The organism is Paenibacillus taichungensis, assembly GCF_003287275.1.
GTDB lineage: Bacteria > Bacillota > Bacilli > Paenibacillales > Paenibacillaceae > Paenibacillus > Paenibacillus taichungensis_A.
This window is the reverse complement of record NZ_QEVW01000005.1, coordinates 613,786-632,372: the sequence shown is the minus strand read 5'-3', so window position 1 is coordinate 632,372 and position 18,587 is coordinate 613,786. Positions and strand designations below refer to the sequence as shown.

The 18,587-nt window shown below is 45.9% G+C and carries 16 protein-coding genes; 15 read left to right on the top strand and 1 reads right to left on the bottom strand.

Annotation, left to right across the window (positions count from 1 at the left end):
• The first annotated feature begins 135 nt into the window (after nucleotides 1–135).
• From lepB to DC345_RS08045, 9 genes are all read left to right on the top strand, one after another.
• Nucleotides 136–756 (top strand): signal peptidase I, encoded by a 621-nt coding sequence (gene lepB / locus DC345_RS08085; protein ID WP_113052649.1) that lies wholly within the window; start codon nucleotides 136–138, stop codon nucleotides 754–756.
• A 167-nt stretch (nucleotides 757–923) separates the two neighbouring features.
• A complete protein-coding gene (gene ylqF, locus DC345_RS08080) occupies nucleotides 924–1,787 on the top strand; it encodes a ribosome biogenesis GTPase YlqF (RefSeq protein ID WP_063564655.1) in 864 nt (287 codons plus the stop codon).
• A 401-nt stretch (nucleotides 1,788–2,188) separates the two neighbouring features.
• Nucleotides 2,189–2,893: a ribonuclease HII gene (locus DC345_RS08075; RefSeq protein ID WP_397333642.1), complete on the top strand. Its 705-nt coding sequence runs from the start codon at nucleotides 2,189–2,191 to the stop codon at nucleotides 2,891–2,893.
• Nucleotides 2,894–2,924: 31 nt separating this feature from the next.
• The gene (locus DC345_RS08070; RefSeq protein WP_113052648.1) at nucleotides 2,925–4,973 is read left to right on the top strand and encodes a DNA ligase; all 2,049 of its coding nucleotides are present in this window, start codon (nucleotides 2,925–2,927) and stop codon (nucleotides 4,971–4,973) included.
• The gene (locus tag DC345_RS08065; protein WP_113052647.1) at nucleotides 4,970–5,278 is read left to right on the top strand and encodes an EscU/YscU/HrcU family type III secretion system export apparatus switch protein; all 309 of its coding nucleotides are present in this window, start codon (nucleotides 4,970–4,972) and stop codon (nucleotides 5,276–5,278) included. The genes DC345_RS08070 and DC345_RS08065 overlap by 4 nt, the downstream gene beginning before the upstream one ends.
• Nucleotides 5,272–5,670 carry a YraN family protein gene (locus DC345_RS08060; RefSeq protein ID WP_113052646.1) on the top strand — a complete coding sequence of 133 codons (399 nt, stop codon included), beginning with the start codon at nucleotides 5,272–5,274 and terminating at the stop codon, nucleotides 5,668–5,670. The genes DC345_RS08065 and DC345_RS08060 overlap by 7 nt, the downstream gene beginning before the upstream one ends.
• A 479-nt stretch (nucleotides 5,671–6,149) precedes the next feature.
• The gene (locus tag DC345_RS32415; protein ID WP_397333641.1) at nucleotides 6,150–6,269 is read left to right on the top strand and encodes a paeninodin family lasso peptide; all 120 of its coding nucleotides are present in this window, start codon (nucleotides 6,150–6,152) and stop codon (nucleotides 6,267–6,269) included.
• A gap of 67 nt (nucleotides 6,270–6,336) precedes the next feature.
• Entirely contained in the window at nucleotides 6,337–7,557 is a 1,221-nt protein-coding gene (locus tag DC345_RS08050) for a carboxypeptidase-like regulatory domain-containing protein (protein ID WP_113052644.1), read from the top strand.
• A 266-nt stretch (nucleotides 7,558–7,823) separates the two neighbouring features.
• Nucleotides 7,824–8,375 carry a nitroreductase family protein gene (locus DC345_RS08045; protein WP_113052643.1) on the top strand — a complete coding sequence of 184 codons (552 nt, stop codon included), beginning with the start codon at nucleotides 7,824–7,826 and terminating at the stop codon, nucleotides 8,373–8,375.
• Nucleotides 8,376–8,609: 234 nt separating this feature from the next.
• Here the strand turns inward: DC345_RS08045 and DC345_RS08040 are convergent, their stop codons facing one another.
• On the bottom strand, nucleotides 8,610–10,214 hold the full coding sequence (locus DC345_RS08040; RefSeq protein WP_113052642.1) for a YifB family Mg chelatase-like AAA ATPase: 1,605 nt from the start codon (nucleotides 10,212–10,214) through the stop codon (nucleotides 8,610–8,612).
• 522 nt (nucleotides 10,215–10,736) lie between these two features.
• Between DC345_RS08040 and DC345_RS08035 the strand changes: the two genes are divergently transcribed.
• The 6 genes from DC345_RS08035 to trmFO all read left to right on the top strand — a co-directional run bounded on the left by DC345_RS08035 (nucleotide 10,737) and on the right by trmFO (nucleotide 18,569).
• Nucleotides 10,737–11,192 carry a MarR family winged helix-turn-helix transcriptional regulator gene (locus tag DC345_RS08035; RefSeq protein ID WP_076289496.1) on the top strand — a complete coding sequence of 152 codons (456 nt, stop codon included), beginning with the start codon at nucleotides 10,737–10,739 and terminating at the stop codon, nucleotides 11,190–11,192.
• A gap of 250 nt (nucleotides 11,193–11,442) precedes the next feature.
• A complete protein-coding gene (sucC, locus tag DC345_RS08030; protein WP_024630201.1) occupies nucleotides 11,443–12,603 on the top strand; it encodes an ADP-forming succinate--CoA ligase subunit beta in 1,161 nt (386 codons plus the stop codon).
• 79 nt (nucleotides 12,604–12,682) lie between these two features.
• Entirely contained in the window at nucleotides 12,683–13,612 is a 930-nt protein-coding gene (sucD, locus tag DC345_RS08025) for a succinate--CoA ligase subunit alpha (protein WP_113052641.1), read from the top strand.
• A 248-nt stretch (nucleotides 13,613–13,860) separates the two neighbouring features.
• Nucleotides 13,861–14,991, top strand: a complete 1,131-nt coding sequence (gene dprA, locus DC345_RS08020) for a DNA-processing protein DprA (protein WP_113052640.1) — start codon at nucleotides 13,861–13,863, stop codon at nucleotides 14,989–14,991.
• 120 nt (nucleotides 14,992–15,111) lie between these two features.
• Complete coding sequence (gene topA / locus DC345_RS08015; protein ID WP_090895940.1) at nucleotides 15,112–17,202, top strand: type I DNA topoisomerase; 2,091 nt, start codon at nucleotides 15,112–15,114, stop codon at nucleotides 17,200–17,202.
• 29 nt (nucleotides 17,203–17,231) lie between these two features.
• Nucleotides 17,232–18,569, top strand: coding sequence for an FADH(2)-oxidizing methylenetetrahydrofolate--tRNA-(uracil(54)-C(5))-methyltransferase TrmFO (gene trmFO, locus DC345_RS08010; RefSeq protein ID WP_113052639.1), 1,338 nt, complete (start codon nucleotides 17,232–17,234; stop codon nucleotides 18,567–18,569).
• Nucleotides 18,570–18,587 lie beyond the last annotated feature (18 nt).

Here is an 18,587-nt window from a genome sequence, read left to right as displayed (position 1 = left end):
GGCTTGTGGAATCAGTTATTGAAGGACATTTGAATTGTGGATTAAATGTACTGGTAATGCTTGCGTGTAAGATTACATAACTGATGATGTGTAAAAACTGCTATAACATGTACTGTGAAGAGAGGAAGATCATTAATGGAACAGGAAGTTCAACAGGACCAGGGCAATACTGCTGAAGAGAAAAGCAGTCGATCCAAAAAAGCCAAAAATGAAATTTTCGAATGGCTCAAAGCCATCGTGATCGCACTAGTACTTGTCATTTTAATTCGGTGGTTGCTGTTTAAACCGTTTGTTGTGGACGGGCCTTCCATGCAGCCGAATTTTCATACAGGTGAACGTGTAATCGTCAATGAAATTTTATATGATATTAGGGAACCACAGCGCGGAGAAGTAATTGTATTCCACGTTCCAACCGAAGGCCGTGATTTCATTAAACGTGTCATTGCTGTCGCTGGTGATACCGTTGAGGTTCAGGACGATACGGTTCTCGTCAATGGTAAAAAAGTCGATGAGACTTACATTCAGGGAGCAATCGATGCTGCTGAAGCGAACGGTGGAACCTATAACGTGAAGGACTTCCCTAATGAACAATTCCCGGATGGGAAAGTACCGGAAGGTCATGTTTTTGTAATGGGGGATAACCGTCCGAATAGTACGGATAGCCGAATGATCGGCTATGTATCACTGAAGGATATTGTAGGTCGTGCAGATGTGATTTTCTGGCCGATCGGCGATATCAAGTGGATTAACCATTAATATGAATGCAGGATATATAAGCAAAATATAATGTGTACACCAAAACGTAGAAGGCAGAACTAATTTGGGGATAATAGAGATCTGAAGATTGTTTTGCCAACGAAATGATGCGGTGTGCATGTTATAGATAAAGCCTATATATTAACAAATAATGAGGTGAAGACAAGGTGACGATTCAATGGTTTCCAGGTCATATGACCCGAGCCAGACGCCAGATTCAGGATAAGTTAAAGCTGATTGACGTGGTCATCGAACTGCTGGATGCCCGTCTGCCTGTCTCCAGCCGCAACCCGATGATTGACGAGATTTTACAGGGCAAACCCCGGATGATTTTGTTGAATAAGTCCGACTTGGCTGATGCGAAAGTGACGCAAGAATGGATTGAATATTTCAAAAAAGAGGGAATCACTGCTTTCCCTGTAGATGCTTCAACAGGTACCAACGTGAAAGACATCCCAACACAAGCGAAGCTTCTCCTAAAAGAAAAGATTGACCGTCAAATAGCCAAAGGGATTAACCCTCGAGCGGTTCGTGGACTGATTGTTGGTATCCCAAACGTGGGTAAATCCACGCTAATTAACCGACTGGCTGGACGGAACATTGCGGCAACGGGAGATCGTCCTGGTGTGACGAAGGGACAACAGTGGATCAAAGTGGGTAAAGAAATGGAACTGCTGGATACCCCGGGTATTCTTTGGCCGAAATTCGAAGATCAAAACGTGGGTTATCGTCTTGCAGTAACAGGTGCAATTAAGGAAGAGATTCTGAATGCAGAAGACATCGCCTTTTTTGGCATCAGTTATCTAATGCGTTATTACTGGGATTCACTTGAAGAACGATACGGACTTCAGGAGTTCTCCAAAGATGCAGATGATTCTGACAGCGTTGTTGCGATCATGGAGCAGGTTGGTCGTATACGTGGTTGTGTGGTAAGCGGTGGGCGTATCGATTTGGAAAAGGCATCGCGAGCATTTCTGCGTGAACTGCGTGCGGGCAAAATGGGACGTTTCTCTATGGAAGCTCCTTATTAAATAAGAGACAACTGCCGAAAGAAGCGGCCGTTACCGGATTACCGGGAGCGGTCGCTTTTTGTGTTACTGGAATTAATACAGAGGAACCTTGATTGATCTGGAAGGTGATTCTAGAAAATTGAACTTTATGGGATTGTATTGTACGTATATCTGGGTCTCTTAAATCATGCTATGATGAGTGATGAAGATTTAGCCTGCTCAATGCTGAATATCTTCAATTTAAGCGATCAGATACCGATAAAATAATAACTCACCATCGTATGATCATATATGCTTCACAGAAGTTTATTTCTTGTTGAATTGGATCTGGTAGAACAAAAATCGGAAATCTACGTCTATATAATAAAATGATATAAAAGTGATGCGTTGAAGCAAGAGTGGTCAGAGGAGATGACACCGTAATGAATGAAATGAATGAGTTAACTGAATTGACGCAACTGGATGCCCTGGTTGAACCGAAAAAGAAGAAAAAAGAAATGGTGGAGCCCAAAGATCTGCTGATCTATGAGCGTGAATATTGGGAAAGTGGATTTGAACGTATTGCCGGTATTGATGAAGTGGGACGTGGTTGTTTATTTGGAGATGTAGTAGCGGCAGCCGTTATTTTACCTCGTGATTTGATTCTGGAAGGGGTTAATGATTCCAAGAAATTAACGGAGAAAAAGCGCGACGCATTATACGACATCATTATGGAAAAGGCGTTGTCAGTGGGGATCGGTTATGCGGATGCGGAAACGATTGATCAACTGAATATTAAACAGGCTGCAAGGCTTGCCATGAAACGTGCGGTAGAAGCCCTTGAGGGCGTGCCGGACTACCTGTTGGTGGATGCAGAAAAAATAGATGTGAATATACCACAGTTGTCCATTATTAAAGGCGATGCCAACAGTCAATCCATTGCGGCAGCATCCATTATTGCGAAGGTTACCCGGGATAGGCTATGCAAGGAAGATTGGGATACGTTATATCCGGAATATGGGTTATCGATACATAAGGGATATGCAACGAAATTTCATCGTGAACAAATTATGGCTCTTGGTGCTACACCCATGCATCGTCGCAGTTTTCTCGGCAATCTACTTGGAGAACAGCACACTTTATTTTAATCAGATCATACGCGGAAGGAGGGTGAAGGGCATGAATATAAGTTCCGTGATTCGTGGGTTGCTGGGAGATAGTAAACCGGGAAATGCCAAACCACTGGAGTTAAAGGAAGGTCAGGTTGTTCGGGGTTCTGTGGTTAGTGTATCCGATGATGGAGCAGATGCGGTTCTTCAGATTCAGGGTGTACAGGTGCGTGCAAAACTGGAAACCCCGCTTCGCCCAGGTGAAACAACACTGCTTCAGGTACAGCCTCCAGGTGAAAATGGCGTAACGGTAATGAAACCACTGACGGGTACATTGGCAGAACTGCCACAGGCATCTCTGAACAATTTGCTTCAGGAGGTAGGTTTGCCGGATACCAAGGGGAATCGGGAACTGCTGTTAGCCATGCAGCGAAGCGGATTACCTTTGACCAAGGATAATGTAGCCATGGTTCAAAATATGATGACAGTCAAACCTGCACAGGTGCCTGTTGAAGAGTGGGTACAGGCGACAGGTATTGCTTTTCAGCGTGGTCTTCCGGTTACGGCGGAAACAGTAAAGGGTCTGCATCAGGCTGTATTTGGTCCTCCCCTACATCAGTTGTTGAAGGGTTTGGCTGACCAGTTGGAGTCCATGTTGACCCAAACGGCAGGTAAAACGCTGCCGACTGGTGAACAGACAGCTACGGTGAAGAATAACATTATGGCTGGAGCGCCTGTACCGTTAAACGGAGAGCAGGAGGGAGAAACGGTTGCTGCGTCAGGCGGTAACCGTCAGGTAGGAGGAACCACCGGATTGTCCGGGCAACCTGCGCCTGTAGCAGCCGCTGGTGATGCTACAATGGCTGATGGACCGGAGGATGCTGCTGGTAGTGGTGCGGTGAAAGGCAATGGGCAGACTGGAGCAGGGACTGCCGAGACTGCTGCGGTTAAGACTGGGGCCAGCCATGTTGAAACTGCTGGCAAGGTGGGTACAGGTATTCCGGCAGGAACCGGAATACCTGGTGAGAGCCCGCGTGCAGCTGATGCGGGCGTTGCTGGGAGCCGCCCAGGCACGACGGGGGCGGCTGTGGATGTTGCGGCTGGTCGAGTGATTGCTGGCCAGCCTGAGGGGGGCGCGCCCGGACGAACCGACGGGCGCGGTGAAACGCCTGCTGCTGCGGGGCCTACCGCTTCCGCAGCAGGGCAGGCAGCGCCAGCAGCTCCATCGGCAGCGCAGCTGGCGCCCAAGCTGCTGGCGCTGCTGGACGCGCTGCGCAGCGCGTCCACAGCCGCACCGGCACAGCCGGGTGCGGCGACACAGGCCGCCCCTGCATCGCAGGGCGGCTCGGCGGCTGCGGCTGCCGGAGGCGTGCCGCAGCCTTTGCCAGCCGGCGCGGATGCGCTGCCGGCTGGCGGTAGTGCCGCAGCACCTGCGGGAGCTGCGGCGGCGCCCGTCACCCACGAGGGAGATCCGTGGGTGGGGCGCGTGTTGAAGCTGCTCGGTGCGGAGCACGAGCAGCAGGCAGTGCACGGCGCGGCTGCGCAGGCGCGCGTGGGGGATGTGGCGAGTCCGGGAACCGCGGACTCGCTGAAGGGCTTACTGCTGCAGCTTGCCAGCAGCGATGGTGCACCGGCGGCGCTCAAGGATGCCGCCGGACAAGCTGTGCAATTTCTGACAGGTCAGCAGTTATTGCTAACAACAGATCGCAGTGCTACCTTTGCCCAGATGCACTGGTTTATCCCCATTACCGGACCTGACGGAGAAGAGACGGCTTCCGTTCAGATTCAATCACGACGCGGACAACGTGGTGAGTTGGATGCATCCAACTGTCGCCTGTGGTTCGATCTGGATATGAAAAGTCTCGGTCCAACACTGGTCGATGTGCATGTTGTCAATAATATCGTCAGTCTGCGTGTATTGAATGACGGCGAAGGAATGGGACCGCTTCTAGAAAGTGGGCGTGAAGAAATCCATAAGGCGCTGGACAAGCTGGGCTATCAGTTGCTGACTTTCAAGGCGGAACCCTGGCCTGTTGGCCAGGAACCGGGTGCCGAACGGAAAATGACTGCCTCGGACTACAGTCCTGAACGATACAAAGGGGTGGACATGCGGGTATGAAAGAGGATTCGCAGCCGGACCTGATGTCCAAAAAGGCCGTTGCTTTAAAATATGTACCTGGTGAGAGCGAGGCACCAGTGGTTGTAGCCAAAGGCCGTGGCAAAGTGGCAGAAGCCATTCTGGATAAAGCCAAGGAAAATGGTGTACCTGTTCAGGAGGATGCTGCACTTGTTGAAGTGCTTTCCAAACTGGACTTGGATGAACAGATCCCGTCGGAACTGTATCAACTGGTGGCCGAAGTGTTGACCTACATTTATCGAGCTGACCGTATGGCTTCTGGACGAGAGGAAGAAGAATCGTGGTAGAGCGCAGATCAGAACAGGAGCCAGCTTCCAAACTTACACGTCAGCAAAAAGGACGATTGGGTGAAGAAGCTGCTTGCGATTGGCTTCAGGAGCATGATTATCGCATTTTGAAGCGCAATTGGCGTTGTCGTAGCGGAGAGATTGATATCGTTGCTTCCCATGAAGGTATGATTGTTTTTATCGAAGTCCGCAGTAGAAGCGGAACTGGACTGTATGGAACACCCCAGGAGTCGGTAGATATCCGTAAAATGCAGCAGGTACGTGCAACCGCATCTGTATATTTGCAAATGACGGGAGAGACAAATGATCAAATTCGTTTTGATGTGATCGCAGTCATGCTGGATAAAGCAGGCGGAACCGTTTCGATTGATCATATTATTAATGCATTTTGAGTCCCTACTATATACACGATTCTTCAGCTGTGTTAACCCATGAGAAAGACACTTGAAAAAGTGACTCTCTTGTGGGTTATTTTTATTTTGAGCAGGAAACGGTAAAAAGGAATTAAGAACATTACTACTGTACAAGTCGCAAATTGGATACAAATCGTATCTATTCATAAGCAATCGGACCTATCTCCGTTGTTATTATTCTATTTTCCGGTCGTTAATGGACTACATCTAATTAATAATTTGCTAAATAAGATTTCAAAAGATGTGTTTTTAATTCAGTCTACTCTACTGAGTTATCTGTTATAAAGCACTCTCTATCCCATCAACAAGTATATGTATCGTTCTAATTCCATAAACACTGTGGTTCGCTGTGTTTTCTAACTTGTTGCTAAACGACTAAAAAGATTGGAGTACTTAAAATAAACAGATACAAAATGTATCATTTATAATAAAATGAGAAAAGAAAATATTAAAAAGAGGTGTGGGAGACCCCTCGAATGGAAGTGCTAGATATTAGTGAAACCATGAACGGTGGCGAGGGGATTTGGCAATATGTATGGGGCGGAGAATTTTGGAAGCTCGAAATGCTAGTCAGTTAGATAGATATAAGAATTTCATATTATCAATCATATATACTACTATATTTGGATGAGGTGAACGATTGTCATGAGTAGTCAATGGAAATGGATGGTTCGTTTAAGTGTGTTTTTACTATTTTTCGGGGTGTGTGGACTGCTGCATTCTGGAACGACATATGCTGCATCCAAAAATGCTTCTGCGGAGGGGCAAGTTGATAATATTGTTCAAACTTCAAAAATTTATGGGAAAATTACTGATATGGATGGTTTTCCGGTGAAAGATGTAGATGTAACTATCAAGATGTACACATTAGAAAACAGAGAAATAGGAAACAAAACAGTTAAAACCAATTCCAAGGGAGAGTACAATTTTGAAATCACGTCAAGTGAAGGAATAACCATCAGGATTAGTCTGGTTGCCAAGGGGTACTTGGACACCCACAACAATTATATTAGCAATTATTTGTCTCCGGGAGAAACAAGGCAATTTAATTTTTCCCTCTATGAGCCAGCCACCGTCGTAGGCAAAGTTACTGATCAATCAGGAAAACCAGTTGTAGGTGCTGTCATTAAAGCAACAACAGTCAGCCAGTCTGTAAAGACGGACAAGGATGGCAACTACGCAATTACAGGTATTAATCCTTATTCCGCCCCTGATATTGTGGTTTCGGTTGATGCAGATGGATATGTTCCTTACACAAAATATCTTTTTCTATACACCGGTGTTACAGAGAAGTTGAACATAACACTTCAAGAGGCCGCCAAGGTGAGTGGCTTGGTACAAGATGAACAGGGGAGGCCAGTGGTAGGGGCCACGGTATCTATTTATAATCTTAAGATGATAACAGACAAACAAGGGAAGTATTCCATAAATCGACTGTCTCCGGGATCAAGCACAATCTCTGTTGAAGCGGATGGTTATATCAAGCAAACGATTAGGGTAACTTTGGTCAAAGGACCTAACAATACTTTTGATTTTATTCTCAAGCGTAATGTAGACAAAACCCCGCCTGTAACCAAATATGCTTTAGTTCCTTTGACAGAGGTATCCAACGGAAAACAATATATTAATGGTTTTAATTTTAAGTTAAAGGCAACGGACGAAGTTAACGGATCAGGTTTGAAGATCACCCAGTATAGAATTAATGGCGGTGAGTGGATCACGTTTACGGTGCCAGTAAAAATCTATGCTCCTGATGTCAAAATTGTGGAATATTTCAGTACGGACGTGGCAGGCAATCAGGAGAAAATAAACAAAATGGATTTTGTGAATGGGAAGTTTGAAGGAGCAGGATCATACCCGTATTAATCAAATAGCTATTTATAATGAAGAAAGGCGACGTTGACTCTAAGAATCCCTCCGAGGTGAAGAGTCGAAGTCGCCATTTTGCATTGGAAATAACCAGAACGAAATAATGTTATCCGCATTCCTTTGAATCCAATGAACAGATCAGTGTATAATCAAGAGGGTAATCCAGTTTTAATGCACCGTTTGTTTTTCATAAATGAGTCGATTCATATCGCAGGCTTGAACTGCGGTCACGGATAATTTTTTATAATCTGGGAGGCATGGTCATGAGTAAATCTACCCAAACGGGTAACGCCGTAAGAGAAGCCATTCAAAATCGCCGTACAGTCAAAAAGTTTAAAAAAGAAGCTGTTCCCACACAGCAGATTATTGATTTGTTGGACACAGCCGTATGGGCACCCAATCACAAATTGCGTGAGCCGTGGCGGTTTTTATTGTTTAGCGGAAATGGACTGAACAAGCTGGCAGACGCTATTGATGCAGAGATGGGAGAGGATAACAAGTTCTCTGCCAATATCAAGCAGATCCCTGCCGTCATGCTTGTCGTTATGGAAGAAGATCCGCGCCAGAATATCTGGGATGAAGATTTTGCAGCAGTAAGCGCATTGGTACAGAACTTCCTACTCGCGGCATGGAGTGAAGACATTGGTACGTTCTGGGTAACCAAGCCTTTCCTGTATGGACCCAAATTCCGTAAGTCCCTTGGCATTCAGGCTGGGGAAAAAATTATAGGCATGGTTTACATGGGGTATCCAGAGGTTATTCCTTCTGCCAAAGAACGTACACCAGCCAAAGACAAGCTGACTATATTTGAATAATTGATATCTTGTTCGCTATTCATTCGTACGTAATGCTCTATGCAAAGCCCCTGCACGTATGTCTCCTCTCTTATAAAGAGGATATATATGCAGGGGTGTTTGATTTGTAAAACTATTTAGCCATGAATTTGAAATCTACAGATATCTCGCTTGAACCTTTCATGAAGCTGAATGGCGAAGGCACGTATTTCACCTTATATCCCTTATAGCCTTTACTGCCTTGATGATCCTCGCTCAAAATAAATTCAAATCCAGTTGACGATACTGAATCGCCTCAGCCACGTGGGCTGTCAAAATGACGCCATCATGATCCAAGTCTGAGATCGTCTGGGCCATCTTGATAATTCGATCATGTGCACGCATGCTCAGGTTCAGTGCTTGCAGTGTCTGCTGGAGCAGTAGGTCTGCTTCTTCAGGCAGGCGGATTGTTCGACGAAGAAGGGTTCCTGATAACTGGCTATTCCAGCGAACTGAACTATTAGCATATCGTGCGGCCTGAATATGATGAGCATGAATGACTTTGGCCTGCATTTCCGCAGACGAAGGAGAAGCGCCAGCCTTGCGCCACTCGCTCGGGGGAGGAACTTCGACCTGAAGGTCGATGCGATCTAGCAGCGGTCCCGAGATTTTGGCACGGTAGGCAGCAACACGGGCAGGACTGCATATACAGCGTTGATCCTCCGATTGGGCAGAGAGATATCCGCAAGGACAGGGATTCATAGAACAGGCGAGCATAAATTGTGCTGGAAATGTGAACGCGGCTCTCGCTCGACTAATGGTGACTTTACGATCCTCCAATGGTTGTCTTAACACTTCTAGGACTTGCCGCTGAAACTCAGGCAGCTCATCCAGAAACAATATACCCCGGTGGGCAAGACTTACTTCACCCGGTTTGGGGATGCCGCCGCCTCCAATGAGACCTGATGTGGATATCGTATGGTGTGGAGAGCGAAAGGGTCTGTCTGCGATGAGACCATTTGAAGTATCTTTAAGCTTGCCTGCGGCACTTAGCACTTTGGTTACTTCCAGCGCTTCGTCTTCGGACAATGGTGGGAGAATCGTAGGCAGCCGTTTAATTAACATGGTTTTCCCTGTGCCCGGAGGTCCGACCAGCAAAATATTGTGCATGCCTGCTGCGGCAATCATGAGTGCCCGCTTCACATGATGCTGCCCCAGAACATCACTATAATCATCGTCCAACGATGGAGATCGCATTGGGCCCTCATGGCGCTCCATATCACCGAAATTGGGATTCAGAGCAGAGAGATGGGCGTAATCTTTTAAAACAACAGGCCCCGTATTCTGCATTATTCCTTTCTTGTTCTTTGAATTCGTTGCTTGTTCAGGTGCGATATCTTGCAAATGACGAATACCATATACCTGAATACCCCGAATTAATGAAGCCTCTTCCAGATTATCGGCGGGCAGAAGAATGGAGGTAAAGCCTTGCCGTTTGGCCAAATCTACCATGGACAAAATGCCAGGTACAGATCTCACTGAACCGTCCAATGCCAGCTCACCCACTACCAATGTCCTTTCCTCTACTGGAAGTACCAGCTGACCACTTGTTGTAAGTAAACCAATAGCGATGGCAAGATCGAAAGAAGAGCCTTCCTTGCGCAGATCAGCGGGGGCCAGATTAATCGTAATCCGTTGCAACGGATACTGGTAACCACAGTTTTTTATAGCTGCACGAACACGTTCAACCGCTTCACGAATAGCCGAATCCGGCAATCCGATAATAGACGTCTGGGGTAGCCCGTTCGACAAGTCTGTTTCCACTTCAATTAAAACCCCGTCAATTCCATATAAACAGGCACTATGCAGTTTTCCGTACATAATAAAAGAAACACCTCACTTCGTCTTTGGCGCGCATAATACAGGCCAGTCTACGAATTAAGGTGCTTCCTCAGCTTCTAACAAGCATTTTATATAAAAGAAATCAGGGCGTCAACCCATCATCGTCATAGCTGTTGTGTATCTCCCTGCCTCCTGAATTGTTTACAGTTTCCACATAAAGTTTCTCTCAGAATTAAAGGATATTCAGTTCCGATCAATGTCGAGTTGTCATGGAAGAGTATGTAAACGCGCGGCGAAGCTGTTTCAACATATCAAGAGTTTTTTGTTACGTTGTCATAGATTTCATTTATCTATGCTTCAAATTATGTTTTATGCAATTTAATTTATCGCTATTAAATAGAAAAGTAAAATCATTTGTGCTCAATTATTCTGTTTTTTTACTAATTTATGATAAGATAGATGAAGGGCTCCTAATAATTCGCAAATTCTAGCGGTTATATCAGGGGGTAACCTCTATGAAAAAGGAATATAGAATGCACAATAGGTAGGTGGGACAGATCTATGCAGAATGAAAGTTTGAAGCTGGATAACCAATTATGCTTTGCCATATACGCTTGTTCACGTGAAATTACGAAGATGTACCAACCCTATCTTGAGGTGCTTGGGGTAACCTACTCTCAATACCTGGTCTTGATGGTATTGTGGGAACGTGAAGAATGTACGGTTAAGGAAATCGGAGAGGCACTTTACCTCGATTCAGGGACATTGACGCCTCTTCTTAAACGTTTGCAGTCAGCAGGACTTATTCATCGCGAACGTTCAGCTCAGGACGAACGGAAAGTATTGATTACACTTACAGACGCTGGGCGGGAACTTCGCCATAAAGCCTTGTCTATACCTGAAGCGATCCAGGAAGATGCATGTCTGAACAGTACTGAGTTCGAATCTTTACTGGGACAGTTCAAGGGACTGCTGGAGAAAGTACATCAAACCAACACCAAAGAAGCCAAAAAATAAAATGCAACATCGTATTACTATTAAGAAACCTTGGCTTATTAGCTAAGGTTTTTTTCCATTAATATCCAAGCATTCACAATATGGGATCATACCCATATCAAAATACTGTCTATTAACCATTACTTTTTTAAGGAAAGCGTTTTAAAAACATGTTACAATGAATTGGGTTTAAGTGAAAATAGTCAACATTTGTCTTTTGTTAGTCTACCAACCCGCCTTGTTGCAGTCATGTTGATAGGAGGATTCGAGAATGAATATCCATGAATATCAAGGAAAAGAAGTACTGAAACAGTATGGAGTCACCGTTCCAAACGGAAAGGTTGCTTATACAGTCGATGAAGCGGTTGCGGCCGCAGAGGCACTGGGCAGTCCGGTGACTGTAGTCAAAGCGCAAATTCATGCAGGTGGCCGGGGGAAAGCCGGCGGCGTGAAAGTAGCGAAAAGTATCGACGAAGTTCGTGCTTACGCATCCGAAATTTTGGGAAAAGTATTGGTAACACACCAGACTGGACCTGAAGGTAAAGAAGTGAAGCGTCTTCTGATTGAAGAAGGATGCGATATCCGCAAAGAGTATTATGTGGGTGTTGTTGTGGACCGTGCCACAGGCCGCGTCGTAATGATGGCTTCCGAAGAAGGCGGTACAGAGATCGAAGAAGTAGCTGAAGCTACACCTGAGAAAATTTTCAAAGAAATCATTGACCCTGCAATTGGATTGCAAGTGTTCCAGGCACGTAAACTGGCGTACAGCATTCGTATTCCGAATGAGTTGGTGAACAAAGCGGTTAAGTTTATGCTTGCGTTGTACACAGCGTTTGTTGAAAAAGATTGCTCCATTGCCGAGATCAATCCACTCGTTGTTACCGGAGATGGAAACGTTATCGCGCTGGATGCAAAATTGAATTTTGATTCCAACGCCTTGTTCCGTCACAAAGACATTTTGGAACTGCGTGATCTGGATGAAGAAGACGAAAAAGAAATCGAAGCTTCCAAATACGACCTGAGCTACATAGCACTCGATGGCAACATCGGCTGTATGGTTAATGGTGCAGGACTTGCGATGGCGACGATGGATATCATCAAATACTATGGCGGCGACCCGGCCAACTTCCTCGATGTTGGGGGCGGTGCGACAACAGAGAAAGTGACCGAAGCTTTCAAAATCATTTTGTCTGACGCCAAAGTGGCGGGTATCTTCGTTAACATTTTTGGCGGCATTATGCGTTGTGATGTCATTGCCAATGGTGTTGTTGAAGCCGCGAAGCAGCTTGGCCTGACTAAACCGCTGGTTGTTCGTCTTGAAGGAACTAACGTGGAACTTGGTAAACGCATTTTGGGTGAATCCGGCCTGAATATCGTTCCTGCTGATTCCATGGCCGATGGTGCACAGAAAATTGTTGCCCTCGTAAAATAAGTTCATTCCTGGGCAAATTGCTGCCTTAGTTCCGGAGCTGTCCGGCACTTGAAAAATAACCGTAAGGATGTGAAGCAACGTGAGTATTTTGATTGATAAAAATACAAAAGTCATTACGCAAGGCATTACGGGTTCAACGGGAATGTTCCACACGAAGGGCGCATTGGACTACGGAACCCAGATGGTAGGCGGCGTTACACCGGGTAAAGGCGGAACCAATGTTGATATTACGCTGGAAGATGGCACAGTAGTCAGTCTGCCGGTGTTTAATACAGTACAGGAAGCGAAGGAAGCTACTGGCGCAACAGCGAGCGTCATCTACGTTCCTCCGGCATTTGCAGCGGATTCCATCATGGAAGCTGTTGACGCAGAGCTGGATCTCGTGATCTGTATTACCGAAGGTATCCCGGTACTTGATATGGTCAAGGTTGACCGCTTCATGGAAGGCAAAGATACCGTTCTGATCGGACCAAACTGTCCAGGCGTTATTACACCTGGTGAATGCAAAATCGGCATCATGCCGGGTTATATTCATATGCCTGGTCACGTTGGCGTGGTTTCCCGTAGTGGAACACTTACGTATGAAGCTGTTCATCAATTGTCTGCACGTGGAATTGGACAATCTTCTGCTGTGGGAATTGGTGGCGATCCGGTTAAAGGCTCCGAGTTCATTGATATCCTGAAACGGTTTAATGAAGATCCGCAGACACATGCGGTCATCATGATCGGTGAAATCGGTGGTACGGCTGAAGAAGATGCTGCAGAGTGGGTACGCGATAACATGACCAAACCGGTAGTTGGATTTATTGGTGGGGTTACGGCGCCTCCAGGCAAACGTATGGGTCATGCGGGTGCCATTATCTCTGGTGGTAAAGGTACAGCCAAAGAAAAAATTGCGAAACTGGAATCTTGCGGAATCAAAGTTGCTCCAACGCCGGCTGAAATGGGCTCGACTCTTGTGAGTGTACTTGAAGAACGCGGAATTCTGAATTTGTGCACGACACATTAATTCTTTTCCATTATAATAGAAGAAACGGTGCAGGAAAATTATTTTACTGCTGAACCGACTATTGATAATGCGGAAAAGGTAAGCAACCTTTTGTCCTGAACAGGGCGAAGGGTTGCTTTTTTGCGTTTTTTTTTCGGGGTTTCAAAGGGAGCTGTTGTCTGCCTTTATGAGTAAACGCTTGCATTCCGTTGTCACTTATCACACAATATGAGGGAAGATTTTCTTCCCATTAAGGGAGGTTTCTGATTATGGAAGAGAGATGGATTTTGTTTGGACTGCATGAAACGGATGGTATTGGTAAGAAAACAATCTCGAAACTGCTGACAGGACAACATCAATTGACGGATCTTCTGGATTATAAAGAAGGAGATTGGGTTGCCGCGGGTTTACGCAGAGATCAGGCTGCGCGTTTAACTAAGCAATTCAATGCCGACTGGATCGAACAGAGACAAGAAAGTGTTTATAAAGCGGGAATTGAGGTCGTTACCTATCTGGATCAAGATTACCCTACATTAATGAAGGAAACCGTTCAGCCACCCTGGGTAATGTACGGTCGCGGAGATCTGAATCTGCTGCACACTCAATCCATTGCAATGGTAGGAACACGCATGCCCACTGTATATGGACGTAAAATAGGCGAGAAGTTGGCGGAGCAATTATGCAAGGCTGGGCTGACCATTGTTAGCGGGCTTGCGAGAGGAATAGATAGTGTATGTCATGATGCGGCTCTGCGTGCAAACGGCAAAACTATTGCGGTATTCGGGACAGGAATTGACAACATTTATCCTCCCGAAAATACAGGTCTTGCTGAACGAATTGCCGAAACAGGGCTGCTTTTGTCAGAGTATCCTCCAGGTACACGTGCGCGTCAGGGATTGTTCCCGGAACGAAATCGGATCATTGCAGGGTTGACCCTCGGTACACTAGTCGTTGAAGCTGATATCCGAAGTGGATCACTCATTACAGCAGATGCCGCACTCGAAGCGGGAAGAGACGTGTTTGCTGTCCCGGGTCCAATTACCTCTCCCAAAAGCCGAGGCTCGCACAATCTGATTCGTCAGGGGGCAAAGTTAGTGACCTCCGCCACTGATTTATTGGAAGAGTTTCGATTGGACTTGCCAAATGCGGATCAACTTCCTTACAATAGAGGACGTTCGGCTGAAAGCAGTGAGACTTCCAATGAAGGATTATTCCCTGTTGTAAAACTATCTTCAGATGAAAAACGTGTTATATATCTGTTAGAGCTGGAGGAGCAATCACTAGATCAACTTGTGGAACAGCTCAACTGGGATTTTGGACATTTGCATTCAGTTCTGTTATCTTTAATCATAAAAAAGCAGATTAGCCAATTACCTGGAACAAAATACGCGAGGGTATGACGATGCTGCGATCAAGGCAGCATGTGAAAATAGATTATTAGCGGAAGTTAGTCCTGCTGCTGATGAAGTATGAAACATATAAACAAGCAGCAGTTTCATGACTGAGAGGAGGATGAACCTATGGCGGATGCACTCGTAATCGTGGAGTCGCCCTCAAAGGCGAAGACGATCGGCAAATATTTAGGCAGCAAGTTCATCGTAAAAGCTTCGATGGGACATGTACGCGATTTGCCAAAGAGTCAGATCGGCGTTGAGGTAGAAAACGATTTTAATCCGAAATATATAACGATCCGCGGCAAAGGTTCAATTTTGAAAGAACTGAAGGATGCACGAAAGAAAGTGAAAAAAGTGTATCTCGCAGCTGACCCGGATCGCGAAGGTGAGGCTATTGCTTGGCATTTGGCCCATGCACTTGAGCTGGATGAAACTGCGGATTGCCGAGTAGTATTTAATGAAATTACGAAACAGGCTGTCAAAGATGCGTTCAAAACGCCGCGTAAGATCAATATGGATCTGGTTAACGCGCAGCAGGCCAGACGTATTTTGGATAGGCTTGTAGGATATAAAATTAGTCCGTTATTATGGAAGAAAGTCAAAAAAGGATTGTCCGCTGGCCGCGTTCAGTCCGTGGCTGTCAAAATCATTTTGGATCGTGAAAATGAAATAAATGATTTTGAACCGGAAGAGTACTGGAGCATTACTGCCAAACTAACAGCAGACGGCAATCCGTTTGAAGCCAAGTTCCATCAGTTAAACGGTACCAAAACCGAACTTGGCAGTGAGGCAGAAGTACAGGCTATTTTAAAACAAATCGAGGGTGCCTCTTTTACAGTCAAGGAAGTTAAAGAGAAGGAACGCAGCCGTAACCCTTCTGCTCCGTTTACAACGAGTTCCTTACAGCAGGAAGCCGCACGAAAATTGAATTTCAGAGCTTCCAAGACGATGTCTGTCGCCCAACAGCTATATGAAGGGGTAGACCTCGGAAAAGAAGGCACAGTCGGTCTCATTACGTATATGCGTACAGACTCTACCCGAATTGCAGCATCGGCTCAGGAAGAAGCCAAGGAATATATTATTGGTAAGTACGGTGAGCCATTTGCTCCAGAGACGCCTAGAAACTATTCCAAAAAAGCAGCCAATGCTCAAGACGCGCATGAAGCGATCCGTCCAACGTCGATTTTGCGTGATCCGGATTCCATTAAATCGTTTATGAGTCGTGATCAATTCCGGTTGTACAAACTGGTTTGGGAACGTTTTATAGCGAGCCAGATGTCATCTGCCGTTCTGGATACACTCTCCGTGGACATTGCTGCAGGAGATACGATTTTCCGGGCAGCGGGTTCGAAGGTTCGTTTCCAAGGATTCATGAAGGTATATGTAGAAGGTAATGATGACGGTACAACGGAAGAAGATCGTCTGCTGCCTCCGCTGAAAAATGGAGATGTGCTGGAGAACCGGGAAATCGAGCCGAAACAGCACTTTACACAACCACCGCCACGTTATACAGAAGCAAGGTTGGTTAAAACGCTTGAGGAACTGGGCATAGGGCGTCCGAGTACATATGCGCCAACGCTGGAGACCATTCAGAAGCGCGGATATGTTGCCATTGAAGAGAAAAAATTCATGCCTACAGAACTGGGCGAACTGGTCATCGAACAGATGGAGGAGTTTTTCCCGGAAATCCTGAATGTGGAGTTCACCGCGAACATGGAAGGTGATCTTGACCATGTGGAGGAAGGGTCGGAAGATTGGGTCAAAGTACTCGCAGAATTCTACGAGTCTTTTGAGAAACGGCTTGAGTTTGCAGAAGAAGAAATGAAAGAAATCGAGATTGAAGATGAAGTATCGGATGAAATATGTGAGAAGTGCGGCAAACCGCTCGTTTATAAGCTGGGTCGTTTCGGCAAGTTTCTTGCATGTTCCGGATTTCCGGATTGCCGGAATACCAAACCGATCATCAAGGATATCGGCGTGACTTGTCCGAAATGTAAGGAAGGGCATGTTGTTGAACGCCGTAGTAAAAAGGGACGTATTTTCTATGGTTGCGACAAGTATCCTGAATGTGATTTTGTATCATGGGATAAACCATCAGCGAAACCATGTCCAAGTTGCGGATCACTTATGATTGAGAAACGGAACAAACAGGGCACACGATTACAGTGTACTTCGTGTGATCATCAAGAACCGGTAGAGGAACCGGAAGAAGAATGAGCGGATTAGCATAATGGGGGTAAATGATTTTGAATAATGAACAACAAGTAACTGTTATTGGCGCCGGGCTCGCAGGAACAGAAGCAGCTTGGCAGATCGCAAGTCGCGGTGTGCGCGTAAAACTATACGAGATGAGACCGGTTGTGAAAACACCGGCTCACCATACTGATAAATTTGCAGAACTGGTGTGCAGCAACTCGCTTCGTGCTAATGGCTTGACCAACGCAGTAGGTGTATTGAAGGAAGAAATGAGAATGCTTAATTCTCTGGTTTTGGGTGCAGCAGACCGCCATGCCGTTCCGGCAGGTGGGGCACTTGCAGTGGACCGGGACGGATTCTCAGGCGAAATCACGTCTACACTTCATCAGCATCCACTCATCGAAGTTGTCAATGAAGAACTGACTTCTTTGCCGGAAGACGGAATCATTGTCGTTGCAACGGGGCCTTTGACTTCACCAGCATTGTCCGAGCAAATCAAAGCCCTTATGGGTGAAGAATACTTCTACTTCTATGATGCGGCTGCGCCAATTATCGAAAAAGATTCTATTGATATGAATAAAGTTTATTTGGCTTCACGTTATGATAAAGGCGAAGCAGCTTACTTGAACTGCCCAATGACAGAAGAGGAATTCGATGTATTCTATGAAGCGTTAATCACAGCGGAAGTTGCTCAACTGAAAGAATTTGAGAAAGAAATTTACTTCGAAGGCTGTATGCCGATTGAAGTCATGATGAAACGCGGCAAACAAACGGCGTTGTTTGGTCCGATGAAACCTGTAGGACTCGTTAATCCGCATACTGGAGAACTGCCTCATGCTGTTGTTCAGCTTAGACAGGACAATGCAGCAGGAACGCTGTACAATCTGGTCGGATTCCAGACGCATCTGAAATGGGGCGAACAAAAGCGGGTCTTTTCTTTGATCCCTGGACTTGAAAATGCGGAATTCGTTCGTTATGGCGTAATGCACCGTAATACATTTATTAATTCTCCCAAACTGCTTCGTCCAACGTATCAGTTCAAAGAGCGTCCAAACCTGTTCTTTGCAGGTCAAATGACGGGAGTAGAAGGTTATGTAGAATCTGCGGCATCCGGTTTAATCGCGGGTATGAATGCAGCCAAAGCAGCGCTTGGACAGGAACTGGTGGTTTTGCCGGTGGAGACCACATTGGGCAGTATGGCACAATATATTACAACAGCTGATTTCAAACACTTCCAGCCAATGAACGCAAACTTCGGGTTGCTGCCGAAGCTGGAAACTAAAATACGCAATAAAAAGGAAAAAAATGAAGCACTTGCGCAGCGTGCACTGGATGGCATTGCCCGTTTTGCAGCAGCAGAAGGTCTAACCGTTCCAGAACGCGTGTAAATTAATCGTGGGAGGAGG

Bases quoted from the DNA above. Each gene is read 5' to 3' on its own strand.
- DC345_RS08045 (WP_113052643.1), top strand. From the start codon at position 7,824: ATGAGTAAATCTACCCAAACGGGTAACGCCGTAAGAGAAGCCATTCAA.
- sucC (WP_024630201.1), top strand. From the start codon at position 11,443: ATGAATATCCATGAATATCAAGGAAAAGAAGTACTGAAACAGTATGGA.
- DC345_RS08040 (WP_113052642.1), bottom strand. From the start codon at position 10,214: ATGTACGGAAAACTGCATAGTGCCTGTTTATATGGAATTGACGGGGTT.
- DC345_RS08065 (WP_113052647.1), top strand. From the start codon at position 4,970: ATGAAAGAGGATTCGCAGCCGGACCTGATGTCCAAAAAGGCCGTTGCT.
- DC345_RS08035 (WP_076289496.1), top strand. From the start codon at position 10,737: ATGCAGAATGAAAGTTTGAAGCTGGATAACCAATTATGCTTTGCCATA.
- topA (WP_090895940.1), top strand. From the start codon at position 15,112: ATGGCGGATGCACTCGTAATCGTGGAGTCGCCCTCAAAGGCGAAGACG.
- DC345_RS08070 (WP_113052648.1), top strand. From the start codon at position 2,925: ATGAATATAAGTTCCGTGATTCGTGGGTTGCTGGGAGATAGTAAACCG.
- dprA (WP_113052640.1), top strand. From the start codon at position 13,861: ATGGAAGAGAGATGGATTTTGTTTGGACTGCATGAAACGGATGGTATT.
- lepB (WP_113052649.1), top strand. From the start codon at position 136: ATGGAACAGGAAGTTCAACAGGACCAGGGCAATACTGCTGAAGAGAAA.
- DC345_RS08050 (WP_113052644.1), top strand. From the start codon at position 6,337: ATGAGTAGTCAATGGAAATGGATGGTTCGTTTAAGTGTGTTTTTACTA.
- DC345_RS08075 (WP_397333642.1), top strand. From the start codon at position 2,189: ATGAATGAAATGAATGAGTTAACTGAATTGACGCAACTGGATGCCCTG.